This is a genomic window from Actinomadura sp., assembly GCF_044508335.1.
Lineage (GTDB): Bacteria > Actinomycetota > Actinomycetes > Streptosporangiales > Streptosporangiaceae > Spirillospora.
In genome coordinates, this window is the sequence record NZ_JBIQHY010000182.1 from 1 (window position 1) to 9411 (window position 9411).

The 9411-nt window shown below is 71.4% G+C and carries 13 protein-coding genes; 4 read left to right on the forward strand and 9 right to left on the reverse strand.

Features of this window, described 5'->3' with window-relative positions; genetic code table 11:
- Both ACIWVC_RS33195 and ACIWVC_RS33200 read right to left on the reverse strand, forming a co-directional pair.
- The coding region (locus tag ACIWVC_RS33195) for a DUF5994 family protein (protein WP_396455059.1) at nt 1–275 on the reverse strand (275 nt) is incomplete at its 3' end.
- A 499-nt stretch (nt 276–774) separates the two neighbouring features.
- On the reverse strand, nt 775–933 hold the full coding sequence (locus ACIWVC_RS33200; RefSeq protein ID WP_396455060.1) for a hypothetical protein: 159 nt from the start codon (nt 931–933) through the stop codon (nt 775–777).
- Between the two features lie 356 nt (nt 934–1289).
- Here ACIWVC_RS33200 and ACIWVC_RS33205 point away from each other — a divergent pair, with 356 nt between their 5' ends.
- Nucleotides 1290–1769 (forward strand): DUF5994 family protein, encoded by a 480-nt coding sequence (locus tag ACIWVC_RS33205; RefSeq protein ID WP_396455061.1) that lies wholly within the window; start codon nt 1290–1292, stop codon nt 1767–1769.
- 94 nt (nt 1770–1863) lie between these two features.
- Here the strand turns inward: ACIWVC_RS33205 and ACIWVC_RS33210 are convergent, their stop codons facing one another.
- Complete coding sequence (locus ACIWVC_RS33210; protein WP_396455062.1) at nt 1864–3579, reverse strand: SpoIIE family protein phosphatase; 1716 nt, start codon at nt 3577–3579, stop codon at nt 1864–1866.
- A 389-nt stretch (nt 3580–3968) separates the two neighbouring features.
- Here ACIWVC_RS33210 and ACIWVC_RS33215 point away from each other — a divergent pair, with 389 nt between their 5' ends.
- Nucleotides 3969–4448, forward strand: coding sequence for an STAS domain-containing protein (locus tag ACIWVC_RS33215; RefSeq protein WP_396453212.1), 480 nt, complete (start codon nt 3969–3971; stop codon nt 4446–4448).
- Nucleotides 4449–4549: 101 nt separating this feature from the next.
- Nucleotides 4550–5155, forward strand: a complete 606-nt coding sequence (locus ACIWVC_RS33220) for a GAF domain-containing protein (protein WP_396455063.1) — start codon at nt 4550–4552, stop codon at nt 5153–5155.
- Here ACIWVC_RS33220 and ACIWVC_RS33225 read toward each other — a convergent pair.
- From ACIWVC_RS33225 to ACIWVC_RS33235, 3 genes are all read right to left on the reverse strand, one after another.
- Nucleotides 5121–5306, reverse strand: coding sequence for a hypothetical protein (locus tag ACIWVC_RS33225; RefSeq protein ID WP_387079026.1), 186 nt, complete (start codon nt 5304–5306; stop codon nt 5121–5123). The two genes, ACIWVC_RS33220 and ACIWVC_RS33225, sit on opposite strands and share 35 nt — an antisense overlap.
- Nucleotides 5307–5625: 319 nt before the next feature.
- The gene (locus ACIWVC_RS33230; protein ID WP_387079025.1) at nt 5626–5814 is read right to left on the reverse strand and encodes a hypothetical protein; all 189 of its coding nucleotides are present in this window, start codon (nt 5812–5814) and stop codon (nt 5626–5628) included.
- Between the two features lie 4 nt (nt 5815–5818).
- Entirely contained in the window at nt 5819–6115 is a 297-nt protein-coding gene (locus tag ACIWVC_RS33235) for a hypothetical protein (RefSeq protein WP_138635671.1), read from the reverse strand.
- Between the two features lie 186 nt (nt 6116–6301).
- On the opposite strand from ACIWVC_RS33235, the gene ACIWVC_RS33240 reads away from it, so the two are divergent.
- Complete coding sequence (locus ACIWVC_RS33240) at nt 6302–7540, forward strand: PP2C family protein-serine/threonine phosphatase (RefSeq protein WP_396450677.1); 1239 nt, start codon at nt 6302–6304, stop codon at nt 7538–7540.
- 177 nt (nt 7541–7717) lie between these two features.
- Here the strand turns inward: ACIWVC_RS33240 and ACIWVC_RS33245 are convergent, their stop codons facing one another.
- From ACIWVC_RS33245 to ACIWVC_RS33255, 3 genes are read right to left on the reverse strand one after another with little or no spacing between them, the layout of a single operon-like run.
- Nucleotides 7718–8116, reverse strand: a complete 399-nt coding sequence (locus ACIWVC_RS33245; RefSeq protein WP_396450679.1) for an STAS domain-containing protein — start codon at nt 8114–8116, stop codon at nt 7718–7720.
- A 58-nt stretch (nt 8117–8174) separates the two neighbouring features.
- Nucleotides 8175–8756: a DUF5994 family protein gene (locus tag ACIWVC_RS33250; RefSeq protein ID WP_387079019.1), complete on the reverse strand. Its 582-nt coding sequence runs from the start codon at nt 8754–8756 to the stop codon at nt 8175–8177.
- Nucleotides 8757–8803: 47 nt separating this feature from the next.
- Nucleotides 8804–9178, reverse strand: a complete 375-nt coding sequence (locus ACIWVC_RS33255; RefSeq protein WP_138635669.1) for a lipopolysaccharide assembly protein LapA domain-containing protein — start codon at nt 9176–9178, stop codon at nt 8804–8806.
- Nucleotides 9179–9411: the final 233 nt, after the last annotated feature.

Below are 9411 nucleotides of genomic sequence, written 5' to 3' on the forward strand. Positions count from 1 at the left end.
CGACGGCCGTCGGCATAGATCGCGGTGAGCAGTCCGGCGGGAAGGTTGCCGAACCAGCTGAGCAGCACCTCCCTGGTGTCCTCTGGGCCGTCGACGCGCAGCCGGCGCGGATGGGCGGCCCAGTCGGTCGCGCGCAGCATGATGTGGACGATGGGGCGATGCTCGTCGGACGGACCCTGCGCTTGCAGTGCCAGGACCAGCCCGGGCAACTCCATGGCCGGATCGGCCGAGCGGGGCCACCAGACACCGTCCAGCAGCGTGCGCCCGTCTTGCATCGGATCAGCCTGGGCGGTCGGGGCCGGCGGCCGCATCGCCAGCCGAGGAGGCATGGACGGAGAGAAGCTGATGGTCGTTCTTCGTTCGGCAGTGGTCCGCATAGGTCTGCGCCCCTCTCCCGGGAGGCGCGGACGGCGTCCCCCGGTGCGTTGTCGGCGGGGACGGGGCCGACCTGATGCTTCGCTACCCCAACAGATGCGGCAGAAGTGGTTCTCAAGGCGACCGGCTACTTGAGCCACATAGAAACAATGCCCCCGTTTATCAGGTATCTACATGATACTCACAATTTGCCGACTTTCCGGACAGAAGGCGGCAAATTACAATTGCCGTTTACTGTACTTATGTTGGTCTTCGCTGAGCAGCACCACCCACGTTGCACGTCAGATGATCCGGAATGCGGCGCGACCGCTACCGGGCTGCAGCCTGGGCCGCACTGCCGGTGCCGGACGTCACCGCGGCGGCTGTGCGGTCTTCACCTCCGCCGGATGCGGCGGAGTCTCAGCATCGGCGACGCCGCCACAGTTCCGGCGAACGGGCGCCTTCACGGCGTCGGCGTGGCTTGGTCCCGTACATCAGGACGAGCAGGATCACTCCGGCGAGCAGAGCGGCCGCGGCCATGATGACGGCCATCAGCGGCGTGGCGGTCTTCCACAACACCGTGAGGACGATGACCGCCCACAGCGATGATCGCCACAGGTCCGGCAGGGCTCATGGGAGACGGTCGCAGAGCGCGGTCGCGGCGGGCGGGTTCCGGAAGGGGCACGGCGTTCCCTGCAAGAGCCGGTATGGCGAGTCAGCCGGGCGGGACGACGTCATTGGCCGGATGACCGCAGTCTACGCGCGTCGCGGTGATTCACCTCCGGTAATGGCCGAACGCTCTTGACCCCGCTGAGGGCTCCCGGCGACGTAGTGTGGTACTTGCCGAGGGCATCTCGTGCGCAGGCCGCATTGCCGGCGCCGTCCTCGGTGATGTACTGCCCGGCCATCGACAGGCCGAGATTGGGGCCTCCGACATGGCCCACAGCGTCCCCCTCGCGGACCCCACCGCCGCGCCCCCGGCGCCCCTGCTTCCATCTCCGGCGGCGCCGCGGTTGCGGCTGACGCCGGGCGGCGCCGGACGCGGGGTCATGGACGGCGGCTGGTGGCCCAGGTCCCGCGACGCCGCGGTCGAACTCACCGCACTGGTGACCACCCTGGCCGGGCGGCCGGGCATGACCGCCAGCCGCTTGATCATCGACTCGGGCGACTGGGACCGCGTGCCGCTTAGCATCGCCGTCCTGGGCCGGGAGATCGGAGTGGGCCGGCTCCCCCGCCTCGACCACATGGTCGCGGTCGCCTGCGGCCGCGCGGAGCCGCTCCTGCTTCTGGTCGTGCCGCCCGAGACGCACCCGGCCTCGGCGCAGGCGGCTCTGGCCAGGGCGGCCGCCGGGGCGGGCTTCGCACTGCCGGAGGAGATCCTGGCCTCCTGCGACATTTCCACCGCCCGCCCCTGAGCCGCCGCTCCCACGACGCCCCATCGCCCGACCGTTCCGCGGCCCCGGCTTCTGGCCCTGCGGCCCGGTAGCGGCGTACACGTGCCCGCGGCCGTCAGCCGGGGATGCGGAGGGCGAGGAGCGCGACGTCGTCCTCGCCGCTGGGCTCTATGCGCTCCAGGAGCCGGTCGCACAGGTCGGGCAGGGGAAGCTGGGCCAGGTGGGAACCGTGGCGGCGGAGGCTGGTGAGGCGGTCGGACAGGTCGGTGTCGCGGGTCTCGATGAGGCCGTCGGTGTAGAGCAGCAGTGTGGACAGGGGCGGAAGGACACGAGCGCCGTCGGGACGAGTCCCGGTGAGGTCGGGGTCGCCCAGGAGCATTCCGTGCTCGTCCAGGAAATGCGTGCCGCCGTCATCGGTGATCAGGAGCGGCGGTGGATGGCCGGCGTTGCACCAGCGCAGCCGCCACCGCCCGCCGGTGGCCTCTTCGACGCGGCCGAACACGCCGGTGGCCAGGTCGGCGTCGCTGACGCCGGCCATGACGCCGTCCAAGCGGGCCAGCACGGTGCTGGGCGGCGCGGTCGTGTCCCAGGCAAGGGCCCGGAGCATGTTGCGGACCTGGGCCATGCGCGCCGCGGCCTGCAGGTCGTGGCCCACGATGTCCCCGATGACCACTCCGAGGGCGCCACCGGGCAGCGTGAATGCGTCGTACCAGTCGCCGCCCACCCAGCTGACTCGGGCCGCAGGCACATACCGGGCCTCCAGCCGCAACTCGCCCGGCTGCGGCAGAGGGGTGAGGAGGTTGCGCTGCATCGCCTCAGCGGTGTTGCGCTGCCCGGCGTACAGGCGGGCGTTGGCCAGGACCAGGCCGGTCCGGCGCGCGACGTCCTCGACGACGAGGCGGTCGTCCGGCCCGTAGCCGTGCCCTGGGCGGGAGTAGCCCAGTGTCAGCGCGCCGTAGGTCTCACCTCGGGCGGCCAGCGGGGCGATGATCGCGCTCTGGGCGTCCATGACCTGGAAGAGTTCGCGCTGGGCGGCGTCCAGCGGTTCGTCGGCGCGCACGTCGGCATCGCCGCCGACCACGACCGCCGCGCCACCCCGCAGCACCTGGGCCAGCGGTCCCCGCGGCACGCGCGGGAGCGGCGGAAGCGGCCCTTCAAGCCCGGCGATGTCGGCGGCGGACAGTTCGTGGTGCGTCGCGGCCACCCGCTCCACGCGGCCGTCGCGAACCAGCAGATCGACCTCGGCCCAGTCCCCCAGATGGGGGACCACGAGCCGGACCAGCCGCCGCAGTGCCTCCTGCTCGTTCAGTGTGGACGACAGCACCGTCGTGATCTCGGCGACCAGCCGCAACCGGGAATTAGCCCGCTGCACCCGGGCCATCTGCTCGCGCCGCTCGCGCTCGATCTCGACCCGGTCGGCGGCGTCCTGGAACACGATGACCAGCCCGCCCACCGCCCCGTCCGCAGGCCCGGTCCGGCCCGGGTCCCCGATGTAGATCGGCGCCGACGACCACGAGCACATCATCAGCCGCCCGTCCCGGTGGGCGAACAGGTGGCCGTCCCCCTGATCGGGAACGCCGGTGCGCAACCCGCGCATGAGGCGGCAGTCCCGTTCGGGAGGGACGTGCCCGTCGGCGTCCCGGTGCAGAAGCCGGTGCATCGGCCTGCCCAGCACTTCGTCGCGTGTGTAGCCGAGCAGTTCCCGGGCGCGCGGGTTCCACGCCGTGATCCGGCCGCGCTCGTCGGTCGCCAGGACCCCGGAGTTCATCGCCTCCACCAAGCGGTCATGAATGGCGCCCGGCCGATCGTCCACCTGCCCAGTCATGCTCATCCCCCCGATCGGACACCAGACCCATTCCCCTCGGCACATCCCGGACACTCCACGCGCGAGCCGTCCATCGGATCCGCCCACCGGGATCCGGGCGTCCCGGACGAGCCCGGCCGGGACGCCCGGCATCGCTGACCCGCCCCCGTCCAACGGACGCGACCCGCCCGCGGCCGCACTCATCGGCGGGCAATTCAGGCCGGCCGAAGCCGGCGCTTCAGAGCGATACGCCGTCCCTGCGCCTTTCATCGTTCTCGCCCCGGGCGCGGATCAGGAGCGCCCAGAGGAGTCCTCGAGCGTCCAGGCTCGTCTCTGAAGCCGGGGTCAGTCGGAGCCTCACACACAGCGCGATGGCAAGGCAAGCGCGTAGACTCACGGTGACGAGGGTCTTCTCGATGCGGGCGGCCAAGCCCGCATCCCCTGGTTTCTCCATACTCGGGCGCTTCAGCCCAGACAGGTCCGGCGCCATGACGCCGCAACACCACCTCGTCCAAACGGCCGACCACTCCGCCGAACCCGTCGACCTGACCCTTGAACGGCTCAACGAGCGCACCGTCATCGCCATAAGCGGCGAACTCGACGCGACCTCGACCCCGTTCCTGCGTGTACGCCTGTACGCCGCGCTGCGGGACTGCGGCGCGCACGTGACCGTCGACCTGTCGGACGTGACGTCCTGCGACGCGTCCGGACTGGCGATGCTCGTCGGTGCACGCCGCCGGGCCGAAGCGACCGGCACCGCCTTGACCCTCGCCCGCCCCCGCCCACAGCCGGCCGATCTGCTGCGGGCCACCGGACTGCACCGCGTATTCATGGTCGGTTCCTCCGCCACCGACGCCCAGGACGCGACCCCGGACATCCGGTCGACCGCGGCCTGACCGGACGCAGGCGCCCGCACGCACCGAACCGGGCCGCGGCCAGTGCGAATCTGCGGCCCGCGACATCAAGGCCCGGCCAGCGAAGAGAGCGGGATGACGACATGACCGGCGACGAACTACCGGCGACCGTCTGGGGCCCAGCGGGCATGTCCCGGGGCGCAGCCGACCGGCGGCGGCTGACCGCCTCGTTCGACCTGATGGCGGCGGTCCTGAACGGGACCGCCCTGCCCAGCCTGCTGAAACTCGTGGCCGAGCGGGCCCGTTCCATGGCAGGCGTTCCACTGGCATTCATCGCCCTGCCGGCCGAAGAGGCCCACACCCTGCGGATCGATGTCGCGGTCGGTGTCGGCAGCGACCGGATACGCGGGCTGACGGTCCGGCGCGGGCGCTCCATGCTCGGCCGGGCGTTCAGCTCCCGCCGGGCCCTGTCGGCGCGAATCGTCACCGATCAGACGCTCAGCGCCCTACCGGCCGGGCCGATCCTGATCCTGCCGCTCGACAACGGCGAAGCCACCCACGGGGTCCTCGCCGTCCTCGCGCGGCCGAACGCCGAACCGTTCAGCCCCTCCACCGCCCGCCAACTACTGCTGTTCGCCGACACCGCCGCCCGCCTGGTCCAACTCGCCGAAGACCGACGCACAACCACCCGGCCAAACAGCCCGTGCGCACCCATCATCGCCCTCCGCCCCCCACCCGCGCGAAGATGACACGACCAGGCGGAAACCCGGCCCGGGCCTCGTCCTGCCGCCCGCGATGGGCTTCGAGCACGGGGTCCGGCCCGGAATCGACCGGAATCACGTCTTCGCCCGCGTCGGACTCGGGGTCCCCGTCCTCGATCTCCCGGTAGGTGATCTTCACGCGGCTCTCCCCGGACGATCAGCGACGCCGCTGCCAGGTCGAGACCCAGCCGCATAGCCCCGCACACCTCCCCGCGTTCGCCGCCCCCGGAAGCCACCGAGTGGAACGTTCCAGCCGCGCCGCCGGTTCCCGCTCAGAGCCGGTCTGCCACGCGGTGACGCGTGCTCCACACCGGCGCCTTGGGGCGCTTTCCCGTTCTGAACTCAAGAAGCACCAGGTACCGTGCCGTGGATTCCCAGGCGCCGTCCTCCTGACGCAGCTTCCTCCGCCGAGCGCGAGGACGTCTGCGCGCAGCGTGCTCAGAACGGCGAGCCGCCGATCACCGGACTCCGCCCTCCCCCGCCGTGCCCTGGTGCACTGTGGCTGTGAAGCCGGCGGCGCGGCATATCCCGACGGTGGACTGGTTGAACTCCGGAGCCGTCATCTCCTCGGCCGGCAGCGGCGGCTCGCGGACGAGGGCATCGACCGGGACGGCGTCCAGGCCGGCGAACCGGTGCCCGCGCGGCATGCCCCTAGAGGGGTTCGCTGGTCCAGCTCCAGACGCCTCCTTCATATCGCGGGCGGACGAGTTGCCCGCCGCTGGAGTCGGCGAGCTGGGCGACGGTCTGGATCAGCCGGCGGTGGAAGTCGTCGGGCGGGCGGGCGTCGGACGAGCCCTCCAGCAGGGTCACACTGACCTTGGCGTCGTCGCGCAGCTGCGCGGTCAGCCGTCCGGTCCCGTCCAGCCGGAGCATCACGATCGCATCGGCGCGGACCATGTCATGCCCCCCGCCGGCCTCGATCCAGACCTGGTGCATCGTCCCGCTCACCGGCCCCATCTCCTCGGCTCAGGCTGTCCGCCAGCCCCTTACCACCCACCATAAAGGGCCCGGGATCACGTCGTCACAGGCTGACGCCCCTCCCGCCACGATCGCGCGGCCGCCCGGCCCCTCACCACTCTGCACATTGTCAGGCACTTGGAGTTACCACCGGTGTCGGAGGGCACATAGACGGCTGTGGGGGAACTGAGCGGGCCCGGGGACGCGGTCGACCGCAGCGAAGGCTTCGGCGAGCGGCTGCTGGGCCAGTTGCTGGACCGGGCGCACGAGATGCCGCCGCAGCTCATCGCCCCCCTGGTTGCCGAGGAGATACGCGCGATCGGCGGCCGGGACGTCTCGATCCTGCTGCAGGACTACGCCCAGCTCTGTCTGGTGCCGCTGCCGGGCAGGGGCCTCACCGACGGCGAACCGCTGCCGCTGGAGGGGTCTGCGGCCGGGCGCGCGTTCCTGTCGGAGACCACCGTCGAGCAGCCGCAGGACGACGGAGTGCGGATGTTCCTGCCGCTGCTGGACGGCAGCGACGAGATCGGCGTGATGGCCCTGACCCTCGACGGCGTCGACGACGACGACCGTCGGCTGCTGCGGCGACTCGCGGGCCTGGTCGCCGACATGCTGGTCACCAAGAACAACTACACCGACCAGTTCCTGCGGGCGCGACGACGCAAGCCGATGAGCGTGTCCGCGGAGATCCAGTGGTCGCTGCTGCCCCCACTCACCATGACCACGCCGCAGGTCGCCGTCGCCGGAATCCTGGAACCCGCCTACGACGTCGCCGGCGACAGCCTCGACTACGCCCTCAACGACAACGTCCTGCACCTGGCCATGATCGACGCGATGGGCCACGGCCTCAACGCCGCGGTGCTGGCCACCGTTGCCGTGGGCGCCTACCGGCACGCCAGACGCGCCCAGCCCGGCCTCGCCGAACTGTACGCATTCATGGACACCGCCATCGACGACCAGTTCGGCCCCGACCACTTCGTCACCGCGCAGATGATGCGCCTCGACATCGGCACCGGCCACCTGGAATGGGTCAACGCCGGCCACCCCGCCCCGATGCTGATCCGCGACCACCGCGTCATCGGCGCCCTGGAAGGCCCCGGCACCCTGCCCGTCGGCTTCGGCGGCTCGAAACCCCAGATCAACACCCGGCAACTGCGCCGCGGCGACCGCATCCTGGCCTACACCGACGGCCTCGTCGAAGAGCACACCACCGGCGGGACACTGTTCGGCGAGGCCCGCCTGATCGCCACCATCGAACGCGTCGGACCCGCCAGCGCGAGCGTCCAGCAGATGGTGCGCGACCTCTCCCACACCCTCATGCGCGAACGAGGCGGGATCACCAGCGACGACGCCACCCTCTTCCTCATCGAATGGCGCGGCGGAACCGCAGACCACCTCACCCGACCACTCTTGTGACCGAAAGATCCCGGGCCGGCCGGGTCGACCGAGCGCCCAGCACGATGTGGGTTCCTTGCCCTCGGCCACGTCAGGAGAGGAAGGCGACCGCCGCGATGAGCGCGCAGACGAGGGCGACCGCAATGGCCATGCCGCCGACGAGACCCCTCATCAGCCGCAGATATTCGTCCTTCATGGTCATCGGGCAGGCGCTTCCGAGGGCGAATCCGGATCGGGGTAGACGGCGAGCGCGCGGTCGAGCGCGGTGGCGCGGAGCAGCGCGGCGACCTGAGGGCGGGGGGCGGCGAGCCGGAGGGTGATGCCGAGTACGGCGGCGCGGCGCCGGATGCCGACCAGTACGGCCAATCCGGCCGCGTCGGCGGACGCCACCTCCCCCAGGTCGAGGATCAGCAGGCGGCCGCTGCGCCGCAACGCGCCGATCAGGTGCTCGCGCAACGCTGGAGCCGCGGCGCCGTCCAGGGCGCCCGACAACGCGACGATGGTGTGGCCGGGGCGCTGGCAGGCGGGCGTCCTCACCTCATCGGGGGCCCGGGCCAGAGCTCGGGCAGGACGCGGGATGGTGATGAGAGCGGTCATGGCGATCTCCGATCGCAGATGGTCCATAGTGCCGGGCGGCCCGGGGCAGCGGGCCGGATCAAGGTGCCGCGGACTGTTCTCGGAGCCGCCCGCCCTCGGACTCCCAGGCGCACTCCGAGCCGTCCGGGGGGCCGGCCCGGCGGTTCGCCCGGCCGGGTGGTGAGGCGAGGGCGGCCAGCAGGTCAGGGGTGTGCAGGACGTTGTGAGGGTCGGACGCCAACTCCATCGACGCCTCGGCCTCGTCCCGGGGCGTGGCGGCCGGGACGGTGAACAGGTCCACGCGCCGGCCGTCGGCGTGGATCGCGGTCAGCAGCCCCGAGGGCAGGGAGTCGAACCAGCTCAGCCGCACCACCCGGGTGTCGGCCGGGCCGTCGATGCGCAACCGGCGGGGACGGCTGTCCCAGTCGTCCGCCCGGAGTAGGACGTGAGTGATGGGGCGGTGGTCGTCGATGGGGCCGTGGTCCTGCAGTGCCAGGATCAGGCCCGGCAGTTCCGCGACCGGGTCGGCCGACCGGGGCCACCAGCCGCCGTCCAGCACAGTCCGCGCCGAGCCGGGAGGGGCCGAGGGGCGCAGCAGCAGCCGCGGCGTCGAGGGCGGTGACAAGCTGATCGTGGTGCGGCGTTCGGCGGTGGTCCACATGGCGGGCGCCTTCCTCGGTTTCGGATCGGTGCGGCGGCTGGGGGTGCTCAGCGGAGGCGCTTGCGGGTCAGCGGGCGCAGTTGCGTGAGGCGGGCGGCTCCCAGGATCAGGGTGATCGCGATCCCGGCGGCCATGGCGGCCATGAGCACGATCGCCAGCGGCAGGGCGCCGCTCAGCCCGGCGAACGAGACCCGCACATCGCCGGTGTTGCTCACCACGAGCACCATGAAGAGGACCGAGATGGCCGCGACGGCCCACAGCTCTGACCACACCACGCTGGTGCGGACCGCCGTCACCGTCCGCTGCGCGGGCGTCGGCTCGCGCCGATCGGGGAGGACTCCGGGGTCAGGTGGGTTGAGCCGGGACGCTGAACCGGTCTGCCCAGCGCGCCCGTTGATGTGCGGCCTGTGCGAGATCTGCATGACTCCCCCTCTCAGGGGGCGGCCGGCGTGGCAGATCAACCCTCAGAACAGGATGTCGCCGTTTGCCGGATACTTTTATTCTACTCGACTAATTGCCGATATGCGGAAAACGCAGATAGTTTCCGAGCGCTTCACTCACGCATCGCAACCGGCAGCGCCGGGGGCGAGAAACCCACCTCCCATTTCTGCTGTTTTCCGGTCGAGGCGACGGGCTATCGGCGCGAGTGATGAGT

Coding starts and splice junctions, on each gene's coding strand:
- ACIWVC_RS33250 (WP_387079019.1), bottom strand. CDS start 8,756: ATGTGGACCACCGCCGAACGCCGCACCACGATCAGCTTGTCACCGCCC.
- ACIWVC_RS33255 (WP_138635669.1), bottom strand. CDS start 9,178: ATGCAGATCTCGCACAGGCCGCACATCAACGGGCGCGCTGGGCAGACC.
- ACIWVC_RS33215 (WP_396453212.1), top strand. CDS start 3,969: ATGCGGGCGGCCAAGCCCGCATCCCCTGGTTTCTCCATACTCGGGCGC.
- ACIWVC_RS33220 (WP_396455063.1), top strand. CDS start 4,550: ATGACCGGCGACGAACTACCGGCGACCGTCTGGGGCCCAGCGGGCATG.
- ACIWVC_RS33230 (WP_387079025.1), bottom strand. CDS start 5,814: ATGCCGCGCGGGCACCGGTTCGCCGGCCTGGACGCCGTCCCGGTCGAT.
- ACIWVC_RS33245 (WP_396450679.1), bottom strand. CDS start 8,116: ATGACCGCTCTCATCACCATCCCGCGTCCTGCCCGAGCTCTGGCCCGG.
- ACIWVC_RS33205 (WP_396455061.1), top strand. CDS start 1,290: ATGGCCCACAGCGTCCCCCTCGCGGACCCCACCGCCGCGCCCCCGGCG.
- ACIWVC_RS33210 (WP_396455062.1), bottom strand. CDS start 3,579: ATGAGCATGACTGGGCAGGTGGACGATCGGCCGGGCGCCATTCATGAC.